At 45.4% G+C, this 20,843-nt stretch carries 20 protein-coding genes; 10 read left to right on the forward strand and 10 right to left on the reverse strand.

The window, feature by feature from the left end:
• Nucleotides 1-2: 2 nt before the first annotated feature.
• Nucleotides 3-602 (reverse strand): AAA family ATPase, encoded by a 600-nt coding sequence (locus ICN21_RS01140; protein WP_216176136.1) that lies wholly within the window; start codon nt 600-602, stop codon nt 3-5.
• 76 nt (nt 603-678) lie between these two features.
• Between ICN21_RS01140 and ICN21_RS01145 the strand changes: the two genes are divergently transcribed.
• On the forward strand, nt 679-2,607 hold the full coding sequence (locus ICN21_RS01145; RefSeq protein ID WP_216176138.1) for an ATP-binding cassette domain-containing protein: 1,929 nt from the start codon (nt 679-681) through the stop codon (nt 2,605-2,607).
• 12 nt (nt 2,608-2,619) lie between these two features.
• On the opposite strand, the gene ICN21_RS01150 is transcribed toward ICN21_RS01145, so the two are convergent.
• The 4 genes from ICN21_RS01150 to ICN21_RS01165 are packed head-to-tail and all read right to left on the reverse strand — an operon-like array spanning nt 2,620 to nt 6,519.
• Nucleotides 2,620-2,940 carry a chaperone modulator CbpM gene (locus ICN21_RS01150; protein WP_215296678.1) on the reverse strand — a complete coding sequence of 107 codons (321 nt, stop codon included), beginning with the start codon at nt 2,938-2,940 and terminating at the stop codon, nt 2,620-2,622.
• A 4-nt stretch (nt 2,941-2,944) separates the two neighbouring features.
• Nucleotides 2,945-3,934 carry a DnaJ C-terminal domain-containing protein gene (locus ICN21_RS01155; protein ID WP_216176140.1) on the reverse strand — a complete coding sequence of 330 codons (990 nt, stop codon included), beginning with the start codon at nt 3,932-3,934 and terminating at the stop codon, nt 2,945-2,947.
• 48 nt (nt 3,935-3,982) lie between these two features.
• On the reverse strand, nt 3,983-5,530 hold the full coding sequence (locus ICN21_RS01160; RefSeq protein WP_216176142.1) for a UxaA family hydrolase: 1,548 nt from the start codon (nt 5,528-5,530) through the stop codon (nt 3,983-3,985).
• A 26-nt stretch (nt 5,531-5,556) separates the two neighbouring features.
• Complete coding sequence (locus ICN21_RS01165; RefSeq protein WP_216176144.1) at nt 5,557-6,519, reverse strand: tripartite tricarboxylate transporter substrate binding protein; 963 nt, start codon at nt 6,517-6,519, stop codon at nt 5,557-5,559.
• Between the two features lie 64 nt (nt 6,520-6,583).
• Here ICN21_RS01165 and ICN21_RS01170 point away from each other — a divergent pair, with 64 nt between their 5' ends.
• Nucleotides 6,584-7,729, forward strand: a complete 1,146-nt coding sequence (locus ICN21_RS01170) for a mandelate racemase/muconate lactonizing enzyme family protein (protein ID WP_216176146.1) — start codon at nt 6,584-6,586, stop codon at nt 7,727-7,729.
• On the opposite strand, the gene ICN21_RS01175 is transcribed toward ICN21_RS01170, so the two are convergent.
• Nucleotides 7,716-8,651 (reverse strand): 3-hydroxyacyl-CoA dehydrogenase family protein, encoded by a 936-nt coding sequence (locus ICN21_RS01175; protein ID WP_215296683.1) that lies wholly within the window; start codon nt 8,649-8,651, stop codon nt 7,716-7,718. The genes ICN21_RS01170 and ICN21_RS01175 overlap by 14 nt on opposite strands.
• A 142-nt stretch (nt 8,652-8,793) precedes the next feature.
• Here ICN21_RS01175 and ICN21_RS01180 point away from each other — a divergent pair, with 142 nt between their 5' ends.
• From ICN21_RS01180 to ICN21_RS01195, 4 genes are read left to right on the forward strand one after another with little or no spacing between them, the layout of a single operon-like run.
• The gene (locus ICN21_RS01180; protein WP_251370061.1) at nt 8,794-9,726 is read left to right on the forward strand and encodes an SMP-30/gluconolactonase/LRE family protein; all 933 of its coding nucleotides are present in this window, start codon (nt 8,794-8,796) and stop codon (nt 9,724-9,726) included.
• Nucleotides 9,727-10,461, forward strand: a complete 735-nt coding sequence (locus ICN21_RS01185) for a GntR family transcriptional regulator (RefSeq protein ID WP_216176148.1) — start codon at nt 9,727-9,729, stop codon at nt 10,459-10,461.
• A 6-nt stretch (nt 10,462-10,467) separates the two neighbouring features.
• Entirely contained in the window at nt 10,468-11,517 is a 1,050-nt protein-coding gene (locus tag ICN21_RS01190) for an Ldh family oxidoreductase (RefSeq protein WP_215296685.1), read from the forward strand.
• Between the two features lie 19 nt (nt 11,518-11,536).
• Nucleotides 11,537-12,520, forward strand: a complete 984-nt coding sequence (locus ICN21_RS01195) for a tripartite tricarboxylate transporter substrate binding protein (RefSeq protein WP_216176150.1) — start codon at nt 11,537-11,539, stop codon at nt 12,518-12,520.
• 22 nt (nt 12,521-12,542) lie between these two features.
• On the opposite strand, the gene ICN21_RS01200 is transcribed toward ICN21_RS01195, so the two are convergent.
• A complete protein-coding gene (locus ICN21_RS01200) occupies nt 12,543-13,244 on the reverse strand; it encodes a pirin family protein (RefSeq protein WP_216176152.1) in 702 nt (233 codons plus the stop codon).
• A 79-nt stretch (nt 13,245-13,323) separates the two neighbouring features.
• On the opposite strand from ICN21_RS01200, the gene ICN21_RS01205 reads away from it, so the two are divergent.
• A complete protein-coding gene (locus ICN21_RS01205; protein ID WP_216176154.1) occupies nt 13,324-14,766 on the forward strand; it encodes a TAXI family TRAP transporter solute-binding subunit in 1,443 nt (480 codons plus the stop codon).
• A 1-nt stretch (nt 14,767) separates the two neighbouring features.
• Here ICN21_RS01205 and ICN21_RS01210 read toward each other — a convergent pair whose 3' ends face one another.
• The 3 genes from ICN21_RS01210 to ICN21_RS01220 are packed head-to-tail and all read right to left on the reverse strand — an operon-like array spanning nt 14,768 to nt 16,900.
• Nucleotides 14,768-15,220: a phosphate-starvation-inducible protein PsiE gene (locus ICN21_RS01210; RefSeq protein ID WP_216860801.1), complete on the reverse strand. Its 453-nt coding sequence runs from the start codon at nt 15,218-15,220 to the stop codon at nt 14,768-14,770.
• A 60-nt stretch (nt 15,221-15,280) separates the two neighbouring features.
• A complete protein-coding gene (locus tag ICN21_RS01215; RefSeq protein WP_216176156.1) occupies nt 15,281-16,555 on the reverse strand; it encodes an NAD(P)/FAD-dependent oxidoreductase in 1,275 nt (424 codons plus the stop codon).
• A 12-nt stretch (nt 16,556-16,567) separates the two neighbouring features.
• A complete protein-coding gene (locus ICN21_RS01220) occupies nt 16,568-16,900 on the reverse strand; it encodes a c-type cytochrome (protein ID WP_216176158.1) in 333 nt (110 codons plus the stop codon).
• A gap of 190 nt (nt 16,901-17,090) precedes the next feature.
• Between ICN21_RS01220 and ICN21_RS01225 the strand changes: the two genes are divergently transcribed.
• Genes ICN21_RS01225 through ICN21_RS01235 form a run of 3 tightly spaced genes read left to right on the forward strand, consistent with a single transcriptional unit; the run spans nt 17,091 to nt 20,694 of the window.
• Nucleotides 17,091-18,812 (forward strand): glycosyltransferase family 39 protein, encoded by a 1,722-nt coding sequence (locus tag ICN21_RS01225; RefSeq protein ID WP_216176160.1) that lies wholly within the window; start codon nt 17,091-17,093, stop codon nt 18,810-18,812.
• Nucleotides 18,809-20,074, forward strand: coding sequence for an exo-alpha-sialidase (locus ICN21_RS01230; RefSeq protein ID WP_216176162.1), 1,266 nt, complete (start codon nt 18,809-18,811; stop codon nt 20,072-20,074). Before ICN21_RS01225 ends, ICN21_RS01230 begins: the two co-directional genes overlap by 4 nt.
• On the forward strand, nt 20,074-20,694 hold the full coding sequence (locus ICN21_RS01235) for a hypothetical protein (RefSeq protein WP_216176164.1): 621 nt from the start codon (nt 20,074-20,076) through the stop codon (nt 20,692-20,694). The genes ICN21_RS01230 and ICN21_RS01235 overlap by 1 nt, the downstream gene beginning before the upstream one ends.
• The last annotated feature ends 149 nt before the right edge of the window (nt 20,695-20,843 follow it).

Raw genomic sequence — 20,843 nt, forward strand, 5'->3', positions numbered from 1 at the left:
CTTTATTGCTTGATTAATTTGCCAATCAGCTTTTCAAAGTTGGCTTCATCGAAGTGGCGATTATCAAAGCGCGTGATTGAAGGATGCTGAGGCGGATCAATTCTACGTTGGGCATATTGATCCCAGTGAGCTAACTTCCATTCATCTCTAGCGTCACCACGCTTTTGCATCCGAACCTTTGCTTCATTCTCATCGAGATCAATCCACGCAATGGATATGCTGGTCTGGAGTGGAATTCCCAATGCTTCTGGATCCAGCATCCTGCCGCTGTGTATTTCTTTCGAAAAGGGACCCACCAAAATCACGTTTACTCCAAGTAATAAGTTTTCTCTGGCGATATCTAGTAAGCCTTGATATTCCCAGTCACGCAGATTCTCGAGATAGTAGGGGCTATCGCGATCATTGGGGTTCTGGGTGGTAAGTTGCATCACATGGGCGCTATAAGCTCCATAGACCGTATCTTTATCCAAGAAGAAAAAGTCCTCCCCTGTTTTCTCAATAATGAGGGGAAGTGCCTTTTTGGCTAAAGTGGACTTGCCAGTCCCTGCGTGCCCTGCAAAGAGGATCAGGCGGGGTGCGTTAGGGGTGAGTTTGCAGATCATTTGTTACTAGTCTCGCAGAAATGAGGGGTAAGAGTGGAAATATCTCCTATTTTTCTGAAGTGACGATAATGTCGCCATGGCTTTAATCGTACTGACTGATGCAAAACTGGCTTTTGGCCATGTTGACCTCCTCGCAAATACCGCTTTTTCACTCGAATCTGGCGAACGTGTTGGCCTCATTGGCCGCAATGGCACAGGTAAATCTTCTTTATTGAAGATTTTGGCTGGTATTGAAAAAATGGATGATGGCTTGTTGCAATATCAACAAGGTCTGCGAATTTCTTATGTACCTCAAGAACCGATCTTTGATGCTGAAGAAACCGTATTTGAAGCAGTTTCAAAGGGTGTAGCCGAGGCTAAGGCTCTGCGTGAAGAGTATGAAGCTCTGAGCGTGGGCGAGTGGGATGACGCCGCTCACCATCGTTTAGACGAGGTGCAATCTAAGCTTGAGGCTTTGAGTGGCTGGAACTGGGAGCAGCGTGTTCATGAAACCTTAGACCGCTTGCATTTAGATGCCGAAGTCAAGATCAGCACTCTTTCTGGTGGCACAAAGAAGCGGGTGGCTCTAGCGCGTGCTTTAGTAGAGGTGCCTGATGTGCTGTTATTGGATGAGCCCACCAACCACTTGGATTTAGATTCGATTGCCTGGCTAGAAGAGCTCCTGAAAGAATATCAAGGCTCTGTCATTTTGATTACCCATGATCGTGCTTTCTTGGATAACGTTTGTACTCAAATTGTTGAGCTTGATCGCGGTATTTTGAGGGGCTACCCTGGTAATTTCACGCAATACGAAGTTCTTAAGGATCAAGAGCTAAATGCAGAATCCCTAGCTAATGCTCGTGCAGATAAATTGCTAGCTCAAGAAGAAGTCTGGATTCGGAAAGGGGTCGAGGCGCGCCGCACACGCAGTGTGGCCCGCATTGCTCGCTTAGAAAAGTTACGCTCTAGTCGTGCGGAGCGCAGAGATGCGATCGGTCAAGTCAAGCTTGCAGTATCTGCTGGAGATCGCAGCGGCAAGATCGTTGCAGAACTAGAAAACGTGAGTAAATCTTACGGCAGACTGATTGTGAAAGATTTCACGGCAACCATCTTGCGTGGTGATAAGGTTGGATTACTTGGACCTAATGGCGCAGGCAAAACCACTTTGCTAAAACTCATTTTGGGTACGATTGCACCCGATTCTGGAACGGCAACGATGGGTACTCGTATTGAAGTGGCTTATTTTGACCAGATGCGGGAAGGTCTTGATCTCAATGCTTCTCTTGAGGATTACATTAGTCCGGGTAGCGAGTGGATTGAAATTAACGGCAATAAAAAACATGTCAAGAGTTATTTGAGCGATTTCTTATTCGCGCCTGAGAGAACCAATTCCCCTGTCAGCACCTTATCTGGTGGTGAGCGTAACCGTCTTTTACTCGCACGTTTGTTTGCTCGCCCAGCCAACGTCTTGGTCTTGGATGAACCAACCAATGACTTAGATATCGATACCCTTGATTTGCTGGAGCAATTGTTACAAGACTATAAGGGTACGGTTTTCTTGGTGAGTCATGATCGTTATTTCTTGGATAACGTAGTGACCAGCATTATTGCTAATGAGGGTGATGGCTTCTGGCGTGAGTATGAAGGTGGCTATGAAGACTGGAAAATTCAAAAGGCGCGCTCTGACAAAATTCGTGCTGCAAACTCTAATCAAAAGTCTACCCCGAAGGCAGAAGTCAAGTCTGAGCCTATAGTAGAAGTAAAGTCAGTGGCTAAGCCAGCAGCTAAGAGTGGGGTGCAAAAACTCAATGGCAAAGAGCGTCAAGAGCTAGAGACCTTGCCTTTGGAAATTGAGCAATTAGAAATAGAGCAAGCTGATATTGGCATTGCCATGAGCAATCCTGATTTATATAAGAATGAACCAGAGTTAGCCGCTAGTATGCAAGCGCGCTTAAGTGAAATTACTGAGCAGTTAGAGCAAAAGTTACAGCGTTGGGAGCAACTCTTAAGTCGCTCTGAGTCCTGAGGCCTTATGTGATCAATCGCCCCGTTTCAGGCGAGCCCGTAACTCAGCAATTTCATCAAGAAGATTCAAAGCCAGAGCAACGCCAGGAACATTGAGTTCTAAGTCATGACTCAGGTGCGCTGCGGTCTTAGCTCTTCTCAAAGAGTCACCACCAAAACGCCAATCCTCCGGGGAAGAGCCGGTAGGACTTAAAACTCCTTCTGTGACCCACGACATGATCATGTCCTCAGGTGTACGTGAAGCGTGTGAGAGCTCCACAATGCTCATATGTACTTCGTTTTCAACCACGCTACCTTCAATCCAAGTGATATTTGTAGTGTTTATTTGCGTCATCGCATCATCCCTTCAAATGGGTTCTGGGGTTGAAATCAAAAGCCTTTTCAAAAGCTTGATAAGCCTCTTTGTGGGCGTCACTATCTGCAGGTGGTAGTGCAATGGTTGGGACAACAAACAGATCACCCGGTTCAGCGCTTGGAATACCCTTACCTTTAAGGCGCATCTTGCGACCAGCCACAGTGCCTGCAGGAATCTTCAGTTCTAAGGTAGAGCCTGCAGGAGTGGGGATATTCACTGTTGTGCCCAAGGTGGCTTCCCATGGTGCTAAAGGAATATCAATGAATACATCTTTTCCATCCACGCGATAGATCGGGCTTTGGTGGAATTCAATTTCGAGATAGAGATCACCCGCTGGCCCTTCGCCAATTCCAGGTCCACCTTGGCCGGAGAGCCTGAGGTTTTGCCCAGCTTTAATTCCCTTCGGAATGCTGACATCGAGTTTGCGTTCTTGCGTAGTGACATGCCCACTCGCATCTTGGGTCGGCATGTGTAAGGCAATCGTCAGCTTGGCGCCGTTATAGGCGTCAGCAAGATCAATCAAAATTTTGGCGTGATGATCTTGACCTTTGAAATTCATGCCTTGGCGTGGATTGCCGCTGTTACTGCCTCGTCCACCTTGGCGATGCTTGCCTCTACCAAAAAGAGATTCAAAGAATTCACTTTGATCACCCTCGAAGCCGCCACCATAGCCAGGGTGACCGCCACCATAGTTGGTATCAGAATATTCAAAGCCTTCATTCCAATTTGGGGGAGGCGTGAAGTCTTGACCGTTTTTCCAGTTAGCACCAAAGCGATCATAGGCAGCACGCTTCTCGGTATCTTTTAAGACTGCGTAAGCTTCGCCAATTTCTTTGAACTGCTCTTCAGCACCCGCCTCTTTATTCACATCTGGGTGATATTTGCGAGCTAACTTTCGATAAGCTGCTTTGATTTCTGCCTCGGTGGCCGTCCGTGCAACACCGAGGGTTTCGTAGTAATCTCTAAATTTCATAAGCCAGTATTAATCCTAAATACGTAGTGAATTAATTCTACAGGCGTATTAGCTCATGACACCAATTTGCCAGGGCACAAACTCATAATCCCCCAAGCCTAAAAGCTCGCTCTTGGAGGGTTCGCCTGAGGCAGTTCTGAGGAACAATTCAAAAATGCGTTGACCCATCTCCTGAACCGAGACCGTACCATCCAATATTTCCCCGCAATTAATGTCCATGTCTTCGGTAAGTCGCTGATACATTGGGGTATTCGTAGCCAGTTTGATACAAGGAGCGGGCTTAGAACCGAACATCGATCCACGACCAGTCGTGAAAGCGATGAGATTAGCGCCGCCGGCAATTTGCCCGGTAGCAGAAACTGGATCAAATCCAGGGGTATCCATAAAGACAAACCCCTTAGTCGTAACTGGTTCTGCGTATCGGTAGACTTCCATGAGTGGGCCAGTGCCACCCTTCATAGAGGAACCTAGAGACTTCTCAAAAATATTGGCGAGACCACCAATTTGATTGCCTGGGCTCACTTGACCATTAATTTGCACATCGCGACCTACTGAGTACTCATCTTTCCACCAACGAATCCGTTTGATGAGTTTTTCGCCAACCGATTGATTTGCTGCGCGGCGGGTGAGGGTATGTTCAACACCATAGATCTCTGGCGTCTCAGACAAAATTCCAGTACCGCCATGACGAGACAAAATATCAATCGCTGCTCCTAATGCTGGATTGGCAGTAATCGAAGAAAAGCCATCGGAACCACCACATTGCAAACCAACAGTCAGGTGACTAGCGGAAACAGTTTCTCTTTTGGCTTTATTGGCTTCTGGTAATAGAGCCTTCACTGCCTCAATACCCGCTTCAATTGTTTTACGAGTGCCACCAGACTCTTGCATGATGAAGGTATGTAAGTTTGTTCCTGCCTTGAGGTCTTCCTGTTCCATCAAGCCTTTGAGTTGATTGCGCTCACAACCTAAACCGACGATGAGTGCAGCAGCGAGGTTAGGGTGGCGTGCATAACCAGCCATCGTGCGGCGTAGCAATTGCATGGGTTCACCACTCATTTCCATACCGCAACCGATGTCATGGCTAAATGCCACCACACCATCTACATTCGGAAACTCTTTTAATCTTTCGGGTGTAAACCAATCCGCAATTTTGTTCACAACCGTTGCAGAGCAGTTTACGGTTGACAGGATGCCTATGAAATTGCGGGTGCCTACTTGACCATTCGGTCTGACGTAGCCTTGGAAAGTGGCACGCTCTGACTCAGGCAACATTTGTGTAGGCTTGAATTCGCTTGCATAGGCATAGTCACGATCAAATTCCCGAAACTCTGTATTGTGGCTATGAACCATGGTGCCAGGTTCAATATCGACGTTAGCAAAACCTACAGTGACGTTGTATTTCAGAATGGGCTCGCCCTTGAGAATCTTTTTAGCAGCTATCTTGTAACCTGCAGGCACTTGGCTACGACTTGTAAAGCCCTCGCTCGGCACTTCAGCACCAATGCCGATGTCAATTCGTGCCACGACTATATTGTCGCTTGGGTGTAAGCGAATGATCGGGCCGATCAGGCGTTTTTCAGAAATTTCAATCATGGATTTCTTTCAATAAGATAGTTGGATTATTCAGCAGTCGCGCCAGATTTCTTCACAATCGGACCCCACTTAGCAACCTCAGACTTAATGTATTCGCTTAATTGATTGGGTGTGCTGGTGATGATTTCAAATCCTTTGCCATTGATTTGACCTTTGATTTCTGGATTATTCAGAACGCTAATGAGTTGAGAATTGAGTTTGTCAACTACTGATTTTGGCGTATTCGCTGGCGCTACGATTGCATACACGAGCTCTACTTCAAATTTTGGTAAGTATTCTGAAATCGCTGGAATTTCAGGAGCACCAGGGGAGCGTTTCAGGCTCGTAATGCCTAGAGGAATTAATTTTCCAGAGCGAACATAGGGGAGTGCGGCTGGAGTACCTACCAGCGCAGTCTCAATTTGACCACCAAGCACATCTGTTAATGCCGGTGCAGCACCTTTGTAAGGCACGTGCAGAATATCAGTGCCTGCCTGAGTATTGAAGAGCTCGCCACCAAGGTGAAGTGGTGTGCCAGCTCCCGATGAACCAAAGCTCACCTTATTTGGGTTGGCTTTAGCGTAAGTAATCAATTCAGGAATAGTCTTGAAAGGTGCGGAAGGGTTTGCTACAAATAGTAAAGATGAAGAAGCGACTAGGCTTACTGGTGCAAAGTCTTTAATCAGGTTGTAATTTAACTTTTTGTATAAAGTTTCGTTAATCGCTTGTGTACCTACCATCATGAGAAAGAGGGTGTATCCATCTGGTTTGGCGTTAGCAACATATTCGGCTGCTAGGTTAGCGCCAGCACCTGGTTTGTTTTCAATAATGATGGGCTGACCAAGATTGTCACCCAGCTTAGGAGCAAAACCTCTCGCCAAAACATCTGAAGGACCGCCAGCAGCAAATGGAATGATCAATTTGATGGGTTGAGTAGGGTAGCTCTGTGCCTGTGAGCTTGTGGCAAAGCTCATAGTGACCAACGACAATGCTAAAAAGATTTTTCTCATGTAATGTTCTCCGTGTTCTTAATGTGTATTCTTATTCAATCTTGATTTAAATGCATTGTAAAAAATGAAAATTACTCAGGCGACAATCTTTCCGCTGTCAATACCGCTGATTGAGCCCATCAAAATGGCCAAAGAGCTGATTGTGGATGCCAAAACCGTATTACTTTGTTTAACGGATGATGAGGGGCGCCAAGGCTGGGGTGAGGCTTCTGTTGCACCACTCATGACTGGGGAGACTCTCGATAGTCTATTGGCTAGCGTCAAGTATCTGGTAGAAAGCGCCCGCGCTATCGACTGGAGTGACCCAGCGCTGTTCTCCACATCTTGTGATGCGATCCTGTATGGCAATCCATCTGCCAAGTCTTGTCTAGAGATGGCATTACTTGATCTATATACACAGAAGAAATCTATTTCTTTATGGAAATATTTGCACACATTAAATAGTGATGCTCTTACATCGGCGCCGGCCGATCTTCCATTGCTTCGGATGCTAGGCGGTTCGCTAGAAAAAGAGATGGCTGATGCCAAATCATTTCGCGAAGCTGGATTTAAGCATTGGAAAATTAAGATAGGCTCGTTATCACTTGAAGAAGACTTACATCGCGTAAAGCTACTCTCTGAGCTACTCGAAGGTGATGTTATCTCGGTAGATGCTAACGGTGCTATGTCCTTGGATAATGCAATTCGTTTTTGTGAATCCACGCAAGCAAGCAAATTATCTTTTGCAGAACAGCTCATCCATGCAGATTCTCCCTTGGCAGATTTTGTATTGCTCAAGCAGCGCTCGCCAATTCCAATTGGCCTAGATGAGTCTATCCATGGCTCTAATGAAATTGAGGAATTCAGGAAGGCGAATGCGCTCGATGGCGCAAGCCTAAAGTTAATTAAGACGGGCGGAGTATTAGAGGCATGGAAATGCGCGCAACTCTTGCGAGGCAACAATCTCAAGCTCAATCTTGCCTGCAAAGTAGCCGAAACATCCTTATCAGGTGCTGCAACAGCAGCTGTTGGTTTTGCGATCGGTGAAGCGCCTTGGGGATTTAGCATGTCAAATCAATATCTACGTTTTGATATTTGCGATCAACCATTAATAGCAAAGCATGGTCATCTTGATGTTCATCAGCTCAGTAGTACCGGAGTTGGAATTACTCCCAACCTGGATCGCGTTAAAGATGCTATAGCTCAAGCCTATTCCATCATTCAATATTAAGAACATCAAAAGCAGCTTTTAATCTCTTGGAGTAGGAGTCTGAAACGGTTTTAATTTCTTCTGGGGTCCACTTCCTAAAGCCTTCGCCTGCTTTCATGCCCGTTTTTCCATCAGCCATGAGTTGAACGACTTTAGGTGGCAGGGTGGTGATATTAGAAAGTGATGGGTAAATCTCTTTAGCGGCATTAGCCATGCCATCCCATCCTGAAATTTCTTTTTGGGTCATGGGTCCAACGGCAGCATAGCGGAAACCAAAGCTATATCTCACTGCATCATCAATATCTTCCGGTGTCGCGATACCCTCTTGAACTAGCGAGAGGGCCTCCCTCATTAATGCATGTTGAATACGATTGGCTAAAAATCCGGGGATATCTTTTTTGACCAAGACAGGCTTCTTGCCTATGGCCTTATAAAGCTCGCAAGCTTGCTCCGCAAATTGGATGGCAGTCTTTTGTCCCATGACGATTTCAACCAAGGGTACGACTTCTGCTGGCATGAAGTAGTGAGCACCCATCATGCGCTTGGCAGTCTTGAGTCCCTCTGCAATTTTGCTGATGGGGAAGCCAGAGCTATTGCTACCAATCGGAATATTTTCTGGCACCACTTGATCAAGATATTGGAATATCTGTTGCTTGAGTTCTAAGTTCTCAGCCACGGTCTCAATCACCCAAGAAAAGTTGCCCCAATCTTGCCATTCCTCTAAGACTCCAACGAATTGCTGCTTCTTCATGTCAGCTTCATCTTTGGTGGCATTGTCTCCATCCACGCCAATTTTTTTTGCCAGAGCGATGGCTTTATCCAAGCAAGCATCAGCCTTGTCTTTTGATCTACCTAAAATAACCACTGGGATATTTTTGGCAATAAAGCCGGCTGCAATGCCAGCACCCATTATTCCGGTTCCGATAACAGCTACAGATTTCATAGTTTTAAACCTATACGGTTAAGTAATAAATGATTGCTGATCACTTCAGATCAATAAGTGCTTAAGGTTATCATTAATTATGGTTTAATAGTTCAATAATAAAACTTACTTGTCCGTATAACTTATCTAAGGAGCCTCCTTCATGACGATGCATAACCCCTTCCAGCCGGTTGAGAAGATCAAAACAGAAGTTTTTTCTACGATGCCTGAGAAATTCAGAAAGAAATCACGCACAGGTTGGTCCGATCCAAATCGTCAAGGCGCCGAAGTAGAGTGCTTTTTAGAGGGGCCCTCCTTTGATCGTGAAGGCAATTTATGGTTTGTCGATATTCCTTTCGGCCGCGTTTTCCGCATTGATACCAAGGGTGAATGGGAGCTTATTACCCAGTACGACGGATGGCCAAATGGCTTGAAGTTTCATAAAGACGGACGCGCATTTATTTGCGACTACAAAGCAGGCTTGCTTGCACTTGATCCAAAGACTGGGAAAATCGAAACAATCTTGGGTTCGATGTACAGCGAAAACTTCAAAGGTTTAAATGATTTGCATTTTGCCTCCAATGGCGATTTATATTTCACTGATCAAGGGCAGACAGGTATTGCTGATCCAACAGGGCGCGTATTTAGATTGCGCGCCAATGGTCAATTAGATCGCTTAGCACTCAACGTACCAAGTCCTAACGGCATCACTTTGAATACACAAGAAAAGCATGTATTTGTAGCGGCTACTAGATCCCAGCAAATCTGGAGACTACCTTTGATGGCTGACGGCTCTGTGTCTAAAACAGGCGTGGCAGTTCAACTGACTGGCGGCGTAGCAGGTCCTGACGGGATTGAGATGGATTCAGAAAATGGCTTGTTGGTATGTCATCTTGGGATTGGTATCTGGAGATTTGATAACAATATGTTGCCAACTCACTTGATCTATTCTGAGAACCCACATCACCATCATTTGGCCAATATGTGTTTTGGTGGTGCGGATGGTAAAGATCTCTACATCACCGAGTCTTTATCTGGCGACATTCTGAAAGCACGCGTACCAGTTGCTGGTAAAAAAATGTTTGGGCTTTCTTAATTGGCTGAGCGATTACCGTTATATAAGTCTCTAGCAAATACGCTAGAGCAGCGTATTTATAACGGTGATTGGTCTGTGGGATCTGTCTTGCCTGCCGAGGCGGACCTCTGTCGCGATTTTCAATCCAGTCGGCACACCTTGCGGCATGCCCTGCAAATTCTGGAAACGAATGGCTTGATTTATCGTCATCAGGGCGCCCCTACTAAAGTGGTATCACGGCAGCGCTTACGGCGCTTTACACAAAGCTTTAATTCTCCAATCGATATCTTGAGTTATTCACGAGATACTTATCGTGAGAATCTAGTTGAAGAATATATCGAGCTCAATGAGCGCCTCAGTCAAATTGTTGGGGCGCCGCTGGGATCATCTTGGTACCACATTGGCGGGATTCGTAAACGTCAACAAGCCGAAGAAGTTATTGCTTGGACTGATATTTATATCTTGCCTCGGTTTGCCTCGCTGACAAAAGATCCCGAACATACTCAGGTGATGGTTTATGAGCAGATCGAGAAAAAGTATGGTGCTCGAATTGAGCGGGCTGAAGTCGATGTGTACGCCGCTTTGGCGCCACCTGAGGTTGCAGTAAAGCTCAACATCAAGCCTGACACCTCATGCTTGGTCATTATTCGTCGCTACTTCGACGATCAAGATAAGTTGTTTGAGGTAACAGTAACGCATCACCCAGAAAATAAGTATGTCTACAGCATGGAATTTAAAGCGAGCTCAGAGGTTTAGGTCACGATGAAATATTTAGCTATCGCTGACGCTGAAGCATTCATTTCAAAAGCACTGCAGTCGCAAAAAGTTCCTGCGGCTGATGCCGATACGATTGCAAATCTCATGGTGCAGTCTGATCTGGTTGGGGCTGATGGTCATGGCATTTTTCGTTTACCCGCTTATCTCAAAAGAATTCAGGCTGGGGGCGTGAATCTCAAGCCGAACATTTATATAGAGCGTGAGCAGGGTGCTACAGCGCTGATTAATGGTGATAACGCTTTAGGTCATTTAGTGATGGACAAAGCCGTTCAACTTGCCATTGAAAAGGTAAAGCAACATAGTGTCTGCTGGATTGGTAGTCATTACGGCAATCATTCAGGCGCCGCCTCAGTCTATGTTCGCAAGATAGCAGAGCAAGGCTATATTGGAATTTATATGGCAGTTGGTAATGCAAACCATATGGCGCCCTGGGGAGGAATTGACTTATTACTCTCTACTAACCCTATCGCTATTGCAGTGCCAGCGGGTGATGGCCCTATGGTACTGCTGGATATTGCGACGACTGTAGCGGCTTATGGCAAGGTGAAAGTCGCGGCACAAAAAGGCGAGACTATTCCGGATGATTGGATGATTGACCGTCAAGGTAAGCCCATTACAGATCCTAAAAAATCGGCTGAGGGTTCACTATTGCCCATTGGTGGCTATAAGGGCTATGGCTTAGCAGTGATGATTGGCTTGCTTGCGGGCGCCCTGAATAATGCGGCAGTTGGTAAAGGTACGATTGATTTCAATGCACATCACGACTTAGTAACCAACACTGGGCAAACGATTATTGCAGTTGATCCAAGCGCTTTTGGAGATCAGGAAGCTTTTATTGGTAGAGTGATTGCATTGGTAGAGGACTTAAAAAATTCTGCCACACTACCTGGTGTTAAAGCAGTTCGTGTTCCAGGTGAAGGCTCAGCCAAGACTATGGCCGAGAGAAATCGAATGGGTATTCCGGTTTCCCCGGAGCTGCTCGATGCATTAAACACTTGCGCTCAGGAGTGCGGTATTACAGCTTTAGATTTATAACATGACTGGAGGGGACAATATGTTCAAAAAATTTATTAAAAACATAGCAATCAGTGCAGCAGTGATACCAGCAGTTGTTCCAGTCCTGATGGGTTCAGCATTTGCTGCTTACCCAGATAAACCGATCAAGATGATGATCGGCTATGCTCCCGGAAGCTCTACTGACATTGTTGGTAGGATGATTGCCAATGATCTTAGTCTTGCTTTAAAGCAGCCCATCATTGTAGAAAATCGTGGCGGGGCTGCTGGTAGCTTAGCTGCAGACGCAGTTGCAAAAAGTAGCTCAGATGGCTACACCATTTTATTTGCGCAAAATGGTTTAGCAATTAATGTGGCAGCCAATCCAAAGCTACCATTTAATGGACAAAAAGATTTACTTCCAGTGGTCGGTGTTGCAGCGACTCCTCATATCTTGATCGTCAATAATAATTCTCCAGCTAAGACAGTGGCCGATTTAATTGGGATGCTCAAAGCCGATCCCAGTAAGTTAAGTTTTGGTTCTTCTGGAATTGGTAATTCAGATCATATGGCAGGCGAATTATTTTTAGCTACTACTGGATTGCAAGCGATTCATATTCCGTACAAAGGTGGGTCACCTGCTGCAACTGATTTAGTTGGCGGTCAAATTGATTTTTACTTTGCTGGCATGCCAGTTGGTTTACCTCTATATAAGGGCGATAAGGTCAAGGCCTTGGCAGTGACTAGTAAGAATCGCTTTAGTGGCGCTCCAGAATTGGTTACTATTCAAGAGGCGGGTGTGAAGGGTTATGAAATGGCTTTGTGGCAGGGTATGTTTGTGCCAGCTGGCACGTCACCAGCCATTATTAAAGAGCTGAATAATTCTGTTTTGAAGATTTTAGAAACACCTGAAATGAAAGATCGCTTTCAAAAGGCCGGTGTACAAATTGCGCCAATGAATACACAGCAATTTTCAGACCTTTATTTCTCCGATATTGCTCGGTGGAAAGTCGTTATAGAGAAAGCCAAGATCAAGCTAGATTAGCTCTTCATTTCTCTAAACATCCTTAAGCGCTGAGGTCGAATACTAAGACTTCAGCGCTTTTTCCATGAGAGATAGCCAATTGATTTTCATCCTGAATCATGAGGGCGTCTCCACCATTCAACACTTGACCGTTCACCTGCAGTGAGCCACGAATCAGGTGAACGTAGGCTTTGCGACGCCGGTCCAATGTAAGCGAAGTGGATTGATCGTCATTAAATAGGCCCGCGTACATCTTCGCATCCGCAGAAATCGATACCGACCCATCTTGACCATCTGGCGATGCAACCAAGCGGAGGGTACCTTCTTTGCTTGCCGGCGGAATGGTCTTCTGCTCATAGCCAGGTGCAATTTCTAAAATATTAGGCTCAATCCAGATTTGTAGGAAATGAGTCGTTTGATCTTTTGCGTGATTAAATTCGCTATGGGTGACACCGCTACCTGCGCTCATGCGTTGGATATCTCCCGGGGGAATACCTTTGACGTTTCCCATACTGTCTTGATGTGCCAATTCACCGGATAGTACATAGCTGATGATTTCCATATTGCGATGACCGTGCTTACCAAAGCCCATTCCTGGCGCAACGCGGTCTTCATTAATGACTCTGAGATTCCCCCAACCCATAAACTTCGGGTCCTGGTATCCCGCAAAGGAAAATGAGTGGAAGCTTTTGAGCCAGCCATGATCTGCATAGCCCCTATCTTCAGATTTTCTGAGAAATAACATGTTGACCGCCGTTTATTTTGATGAAATTGCGATAAGGACATTATCATTAGCTTTTAGAATATTTGCTGATCGGTAGCGTATGGCAAGCTTTAAAGACAATACTAAGGAAACCTTTTTAGGTCTCATTGAGAGCGCTCAGGAATGGTGGGCAGACTTTACTCAATTCTTGCAAGAGACTTGGCCGCTTTTGATATTGCTCCTAGCTATTCTCATGGGTATCTGGTGGTACGCAGATCCACCTCCACCTCGCCATGTATTAATGGCAACCGGATCTCCCGGTAGTTCTAATGAGCTTTTAGGCAAACGTTACGCTGAATTTTTTTCTAAAAAAGGAATTACTCTAGAGCTAGTGGCTACCAATGGCGCACAGGAAAATATTGATCGCTTAGCAGACCGTAAAGATGATCTCCAAGCTGCTTTTGTTCAGGCAGGCGTTGTCCATACATCGGGGGTGACTGGTGTCGAGTCCTTAGGCGTCATTGCTTATGACCCTGTTTGGTTTTTCTATCGGGGCTCAGAACTGAAGGAGAAAGATTTTCAAGGTTTTGATAGCAAGTTTCAGTATTTCTTAAGCAAAAAAATCTCCATTGGCATAGAGGGTAGCGGTACTTACGCACAGGCCACGAAAATTCTCAAGCTTTCAGGCTATGAGCCAGGACCCAGTTTTCTTAAACTTCCACCAGATCAGGCTATTCAGGCAATTCAAAAAGGAGAGATTGATGGAGTTTTTATTGTAGATACCTATTACTCTCCAAATGTACAAGCCTTATTGAATGATCCTAATTTACAAATTGGTACGTTTAGAAGGGCGGAGGCCTATGTCAAACTGATTCCATATCTGCGCATACTGAATGTACCCGAAGGTGCATTTGATTTAAAACGTAATTTCCCCAGTAGTGATATGAAGCTTCTTGCCACTACTACCAATCTGCTGATTGATGACCGCATGCATCCGGCAATACAATTTTTATTTCTAGAAGCCGCAAAAGAGATTAATGGCAAGGCATCTTTTTTTGCTGCTAGAGGTGAGTTCCCCTCATTTAAAAATACGATGCTTCCAGAAAGCTCAGTTGCGATTCATTACGAAAAGAATAGCTATCCATTTTTAGTGGCCTACTTACCATTCTGGCTTGCAGAATTAGTCAATCGACTGGTTTTTATTTTGCTGCCATTCCTGGTGATTTCTTATCCCTTGTTGCAAGCACTGCCTGGTTATAGAACAAGGCGGATGCAAAACAAAATTAATCGCTTGTATTCGGACTTAAAGGGTTTTGAGCAAGAGTTGCTGACCAATTTTGATTTAAGTCTTCGGGATGAGTACCTGAAAAGATTGGACGTCCTCGAATATCAAGCGCTCACCATTCTGGTTTCTAGGCGTCTAGCAAGCGATTGCTATGCTTTGCGCACTAGCATTGACTATGTGCGTAACTGTCTCAATCGAGGGGTTCAACCTTATCAGATTAACGAGACATCAGTCGCACTTGCAACACAAGTAATTAATAAGATGGAGCCACCTGTATAACTTATTCACTTTCCCCGGATCTGCTGGGGAATTTAAAGGAAGCGTAACGCACAATCGCATTTGCGATGGCCAAGATGAGAATAGTTAACCCCATGAGAAGGATTGCCATATCGGCTTCATGCTTAGTATTGACTAAATCAATAATGAGGCGAGTGACCGCAGTAATAGCGACATAGATCAAGAAGCGCACGGGCATGTGATTGGTCTTGAAATAAATACCCACCATCGCGCCGATTTCTAAGTAGATAAATAGAAGTAGCAAGTCTTCAATCGATGCAACCCCTTTACCTACCATTCCCATGAAGGCGACTGCTGCAGACCAAACAGTAGCAGCACCAATACCAAACAAGGCAATGCGATGAAAGAGCGAGACAAATAGATTGCCAATAGGCACTGTCCATTTTTCTACGATAGCCTCAATCTTGTTCGCGTCTTTTGGGGAAGTCGGGGTCATATTTATAAGGCCTCTATCGTTTTATCAATGAGTTTCTGTATGTTTCTCAAATAGGCAAAATTAACCAAGGGTGTCAGCCCAGATATTGTGAGCCCAGCCCCACGCATAAACACCTTCTAAGGTGGTTGGGCCAGGTGAGACTCCTCCAGAACCAGGGACTGGCTTAAAGGTCTTTTCAGCGGTGATGTATTGATGAACGCTCGCTACGTGTACCACTTCTTTGGCATTGACAAAGCTGTAGCAAGTATTGGTCAACACAGGGGCGGGATTTATTTCCCAGCCGCTGAGTTCGGCCACAATAGCTGCGGCTGCAACTTTAGCGTGCTGGTTAGCCATGTGTCCAGATTTAGGCATAGCAAAGGCTACTTGAATTGAATCGCCTAATACGTGGATATCTTTTTGAGCAGTCGATTCAAAATTGATGAAGTTCACATTCACCCAGCGTCCATTCGAATTCGCAAGACCAGTTTTGACAGCAATGTCACCAGCACTCATGGCTGGCAATAAGTTCAAAACATCCGCTTTGAGGTCGTCTTGTATTTCAAACTTAATCGTTTTGGTTTTAGCATCTACAGCAGTCACATTATGTTTTGGCAGATACTCGATCATGCCAGCGTATTGTTCAGCCCATACCTTCTTAAATAAGGCGCCCTTAGAAGTGACATCTTGATTGGCGTCGAGGATGAGCACCTTTGACTTTGGCTTGTTCTGTTTGAAGTAGCTCGCTACTTGGCAGGCGCGTTCATAAGGACCGGGAGGGCAACGATAAGGAGCTTCTGGAATACTCAGGGCATAAGTCCCACCATCGCGCATGGAGGCGAGTTGTTTATGGAGTGCAACAGTCTCAGCTCCAGCCTTCCATGCTTGGAGGGTGACGCCCGCTTTGTTGGCTTGCGCAAGCCCTTCAATGCTATTCATCATTAAGGAAACACCGGGCGAAACAATGACTTTGTCATAAGGAAGTGTTTTTCCGGATGCAAGCTTTACGGTCTTCTTATCTGGATCGATACTCGCCACGCTGTCCTGAATAATCTTGATGCCATGACGTTTGCTCAAATTGTCATATGGACTAGTAAGCTCTGCTAGCTTACGTGAGCCGCCAATCACTAAATTCGAGAGTGGGCAAGAAACAAACGAAGCATTGGGCTCAATTAAGGTTACCTTAGCGGTGTTGTTTGAAAAGAGGCGCAGATACTTAGCGGCGGTAGCACCACCATAGCCGCCACCAATAACAAGGATTTCTGCTTTTTGTAAGTTTGCGCGTGCTTGACCAGAGAAGCCAGCAAGTAATCCCAGTGTTGCTGCACTGTGGCCAATAAAGTGACGACGATCCATGATGTGCTCCTATTATTTCTTGCCAAGTTGATTGGCGATGATTTCGAGTTGCTCGTCAGAGTAGCCTTTAGCTAACTGCGGCATGATGGTGCCTTCGCGCGCTCCAGATTTAAATGCCTTGAGTTGGGTCAGCATTTGCTCGCTGCTCAATTGGTTGATGAGTGGCATGCCGCCATCAACCACACCTTTACCATCGGTTCCATGGCAGTTAGCGCAAGTCGCAGCTAATCCACGGTGATATAACTTGGTAGCATCGGCACTTTGTGCATGGCTGATACCAGTCAATGCATAAAAGTGAACAAGGGCGCCCATCAATAGGGCAGACTTTATTTGTTTAGCTTGCATAGGAAGCAATCTCCGTTCTGATGAATATGCGCCAAAAGTAAGCGGTCGCATAAAAGTTTCTAGCCCTATCTTAAACAAGAAATCCCTGATTAGGGGTATATGAATCATAGGGATTTTTCATAAGCTCATTCAATAGAGTGTATATGTCAGCTTTTCATTGGCAAGGGGCTTAAGCCTATAAACTATAGGTATGCGTGGTTCCTTTCCCCTTCGATATGCACTCCTTACCCTCGTTTTAGTGGTAATTACCTATCTTTATGGCTTGGACAGTCGCTTTGCCCCTAAAAATGGGGACGAGTATCCCTATATGCATATTGTTCGGATGACAGCTGATACTGGTCATTGGTTGCCACTCCAATCTCAAATGGACGGGATTAAAAATACCAAGCCCCCATTGATTTTTTGGCAAGGCATTGTGAGTACCAGTTGGGCAAGTCAATGGAGTCTCGAAAACTTACGTTTGCCTAGCGTTCTCTATACAGGGCTCACTGCTTTTTTTCTCTTTTTAGCAGTACGTCGATTTACCGGTAATACCCAAACTGGATTCTTGGCAGCCTTCGTTTGGTTATCTTTTTTTGCAACTTATCGTTATGGGCGCCCATTTCTCACGGACTCTCCAGAAGTGCTGTGGCTAAGCTTGCCATTCTTGGCGCTTTTATATTGGGGGAAGAGCGCCTTTGAGTCCAAACTCTTATTCCCACTATTGGCAGGCCTGAGTTTTGGTTTAGCACTCTTTGCAAAATCATTTGCGTATATTGTTCCTGCTTCCTTAGCGCTCGGCTTGTATTACTGGCACTGGCGAAAATGGAATATTTCTCAAACACTCATCCGAGATCTCTATAAATTAATCCTCATTGGCCTGTTGGCCTTGGGCGTTTTCGGTTTATGGTTTGCTCTTGATCCTGAGCCAGATGCAGTTTGGAAGGAATTTGTGTTGGGTGAGAATGCCGGTAAGTTTGCCGCACGTAGCTCTAACTACTTGCTAGATTTAGTTCGCGGTGGCGATAGCATCTGGATGTTGCTCATTACGACGATCGCTAATGCTGGCTTATTTACATTTGTACTTCTATCTACATTAATTCAATGTTGGCGTGAACGTCGTCTTTTGTCGACAGAAGAAATTTTATTGTTCTTACTAATTGCTACATTCTTGCTGGTGTTCAGCTTACCAAGTCAACGCTCTGGTCGTTATCTCTTGCCCGTGATGCCTGCTTTTGCAGTACTGATTGCTTTGCGCTGGGAGCATTTGCCTTTATGGGGCTTTCGCATTAGCTTGGTATTGCAGGGTATGGTGCTAGCGATTTTGTTCTGGCTTGGGTTGCATTTACAAGGCTCTCATTTTGATGGTAGTTCAGAGTCGTGGATGTATCACCCGCTGCACTGGCTATTGATGGGCACCTCTTTCATCATTGTTTTACTGGGTCTGATCAAGAGAGGTCACTGTAAGACTTTGGCACTCATCGGATGCTTTTTAATTTACTGTGCACTTACGAGTAGTCTTAGTCCATTAGAGGGGCATTTGGGTCGCTTTTCTGCAGCGACGATTGCGCAAGTCAATGGTAAAGATGTTTGGATTCCCTGTGACTATCGGGCAAAAGATGAAGAATATCGCTTGCTATTACCAGGTGCTCAATTGCATGGCTATCTTGCTAAAGAGGCTGGTGATGTAGAGGGTCTTATCAAAACCTATCCCTTAGTTGCGGTGCAGTCTCCATTAGGCGTTGCGCCTAGCATTTGTAGCTCATGTCAGATCATTGGCCAAAGAATGGAAATGAGGGCGCGTCACTCTGATGAAGAGATTAAAGCCATGTTACTTGGTAAGGTTGGTGAACATCTTTTTGTTAATGAGTACTTAATAGCAACACCGGTTTCTAATACTGAGTTGTTGAATGTAAAGGATGTTTGTAGATGAGTCGTGTGATTGCCCTCTGTTTTTTGTTACTAGCTGCTGTCATTGGATTTCTCCATATTGATAGTCGCCCTGCTTGGGCGCCATTTTCAGGAAATGAAGTGATTGCACAAGAAGCAGATGAAACAAATCAAGCGCAGCCAGAAAGCAAAGTAACTGCTAAGACAAAAGTACCTTCACAACCTTCTATTGCTAGCCCACGTACTGATTGGCTGCCCGATACCGGTGCACCGTCTGTGCATGCTGCCTCACTAATTGCATTAAAAGATGGTGCTGTTAGAGCGTTTTGGTTTGCAGGTAGCCGCGAAGGCGCGCCTGATGTGGTGATTAATACGGCTGTATTTGATCCCAAAACAAACGCTTGGGCTGCACCTACAGTGGTGATCGATCGAGTGGGTGCTGAAAAAGGCTTATCACGCTATATCGCAAAATTAGGCAATCCCGTTCCTGCGCGCTTGCCAGATGGCCGCTTGCAATTATTTTTTGTGACGGTCTCGATTGGTGGCTGGGCTGGAAGTTCAATCTCTACCATGTTGTCGGATGATGATGGTTTGACTTGGGGTCGTCCTCAACGCTTAATTACTTCGCCATTTATTAATCTAAGTACCTTAGTGAAGTCGCCTGCAGTGCAAATGACCGATGGACGCTTGGGACTTCCGGTTTATCATGAATGGATCGGGCGCTTTGGTGAGTTTTTGAGGCTAGATACAACTCAAGTCATTGATAAGCGGCGTATGAGTTCGGGCCGTAGTGCAATTCAGCCGGCTGTGTTTGCGAATGAAGCTCAAGATGCTACTGCATATTTCAGACAAACTAGAAGCGCTGGGCAAGCAAAGCGCATTCCGGTGAGTCACACGCGAAATGCGGGCCAATCATGGCAATCTGCTGCCGATCTGGAAATCGATAATCCTAATTCTGCGGTAGCCGGATTAACTCTGAAGAACGGCGCCCATCTATTAGTGCTGAATAATATTGAGGCAGGACGCTATCGCTTGGTATTGATGATGAGCAATCCCAAGTCGGGACAATGGCAAGTTGTTGAGGTGCTAGAAAATGATGAAGCATTACCAGACCAAGAGCGCAAAGAGTTTTCTTATCCCTACCTAATCAGTGCCAGTGGTAATGATGCGCACTTAGTCTATACCTGGGATCGTAAAAAGATTCGGCATCTGTATTTCTCCAGCGCATGGCTTGAGCGTGCTTATAGTCAGTTGCCGGTACAAAGCAATGCTGGATCGAGTATCGAAGTGAAGGAGGCGCAATAATGAATGATCTGATGCAAACCTTTGCTTTGATAGAGATGTCTATTACTTGCTCTTTGGTCCTCATGTTAGGAATTCAAAAGTTCTCTCAACTGAAATTTCCATTAGCAGCAAAATTTCTCTTGTTATTCATACTGACTAACCTCTTTTTTTGGCGATTAGGGATGTTTATGGAGCTTCCATTAGCGGCTTATGTGCGTGGGGTGGTCGGTGATTTAAGTATCGTGAGCACTTTGCTGTTATGGAGCACCTTGCTGCCTAGTCATAAGAGTGCGCCCCTAGCATTCAAGTGGAGTATTGCCATCATTGCACTCTGTTTTTATCCTTTTGCATTAGGTCTGAGTATGATTGATCCTTATGCATGGGGTTACGGCTCGAATATTTTCTTGCTTGCCGTACTTCTATCGGCTGTCATTTGTGCGCTTATCAATTGGACTAAGGGAACTTGGATCATTGGCCTAGCTATCATTGCTTGGGTCATTCATTGGCATGAGTCTGCTAATCTTTGGGATTACCTATTGGATCCACTCTTGGTAATTTGGGCAATCTTCGCGCTAGTGAGTTTGTTTCTTCAAAAGCGCAAAGAGAAGTTCCGCTCTGGTTATTTATTTAGACCGGGTTGAGATCAAAAATAAAGCCAGCGTGTTGAACTGACCCCCAAAAGTTGGACGCTATGTCCAACCAAGGGGGTTTTGTTTTATGAGCAAGTACAGCAAGCAGTTCAAGCTAAAGGTAGTTAAAGAGTTTCTAAAGTCAGGTGGTCTTAAGCGGG

The organism is Polynucleobacter sp. AP-Feld-500C-C5 (assembly GCF_018882265.1).
Lineage (GTDB): Bacteria > Pseudomonadota > Gammaproteobacteria > Burkholderiales > Burkholderiaceae > Polynucleobacter.

Bases quoted from the DNA above. Each gene is read 5' to 3' on its own strand.
- ICN21_RS01145 (WP_216176138.1), top strand. From the start codon at position 679: ATGGCTTTAATCGTACTGACTGATGCAAAACTGGCTTTTGGCCATGTT.
- ICN21_RS01195 (WP_216176150.1), top strand. From the start codon at position 11,537: ATGTTCAAAAAATTTATTAAAAACATAGCAATCAGTGCAGCAGTGATA.
- ICN21_RS01205 (WP_216176154.1), top strand. From the start codon at position 13,324: ATGGCAAGCTTTAAAGACAATACTAAGGAAACCTTTTTAGGTCTCATT.
- ICN21_RS01225 (WP_216176160.1), top strand. From the start codon at position 17,091: ATGCGTGGTTCCTTTCCCCTTCGATATGCACTCCTTACCCTCGTTTTA.
- ICN21_RS01200 (WP_216176152.1), bottom strand. From the start codon at position 13,244: ATGTTATTTCTCAGAAAATCTGAAGATAGGGGCTATGCAGATCATGGC.
- ICN21_RS01210 (WP_216860801.1), bottom strand. From the start codon at position 15,220: ATGACCCCGACTTCCCCAAAAGACGCGAACAAGATTGAGGCTATCGTA.
- ICN21_RS01235 (WP_216176164.1), top strand. From the start codon at position 20,074: ATGAATGATCTGATGCAAACCTTTGCTTTGATAGAGATGTCTATTACT.
- ICN21_RS01180 (WP_251370061.1), top strand. From the start codon at position 8,794: ATGACGATGCATAACCCCTTCCAGCCGGTTGAGAAGATCAAAACAGAA.
- ICN21_RS01220 (WP_216176158.1), bottom strand. From the start codon at position 16,900: ATGCAAGCTAAACAAATAAAGTCTGCCCTATTGATGGGCGCCCTTGTT.
- ICN21_RS01230 (WP_216176162.1), top strand. From the start codon at position 18,809: ATGAGTCGTGTGATTGCCCTCTGTTTTTTGTTACTAGCTGCTGTCATT.
- ICN21_RS01140 (WP_216176136.1), bottom strand. From the start codon at position 602: ATGATCTGCAAACTCACCCCTAACGCACCCCGCCTGATCCTCTTTGCA.
- ICN21_RS01215 (WP_216176156.1), bottom strand. From the start codon at position 16,555: ATGGATCGTCGTCACTTTATTGGCCACAGTGCAGCAACACTGGGATTA.
- ICN21_RS01150 (WP_215296678.1), bottom strand. From the start codon at position 2,940: ATGACGCAAATAAACACTACAAATATCACTTGGATTGAAGGTAGCGTG.
- ICN21_RS01190 (WP_215296685.1), top strand. From the start codon at position 10,468: ATGAAATATTTAGCTATCGCTGACGCTGAAGCATTCATTTCAAAAGCA.
- ICN21_RS01170 (WP_216176146.1), top strand. From the start codon at position 6,584: ATGAAAATTACTCAGGCGACAATCTTTCCGCTGTCAATACCGCTGATT.
- ICN21_RS01165 (WP_216176144.1), bottom strand. From the start codon at position 6,519: ATGAGAAAAATCTTTTTAGCATTGTCGTTGGTCACTATGAGCTTTGCC.
- ICN21_RS01160 (WP_216176142.1), bottom strand. From the start codon at position 5,530: ATGATTGAAATTTCTGAAAAACGCCTGATCGGCCCGATCATTCGCTTA.
- ICN21_RS01175 (WP_215296683.1), bottom strand. From the start codon at position 8,651: ATGAAATCTGTAGCTGTTATCGGAACCGGAATAATGGGTGCTGGCATT.
- ICN21_RS01155 (WP_216176140.1), bottom strand. From the start codon at position 3,934: ATGAAATTTAGAGATTACTACGAAACCCTCGGTGTTGCACGGACGGCC.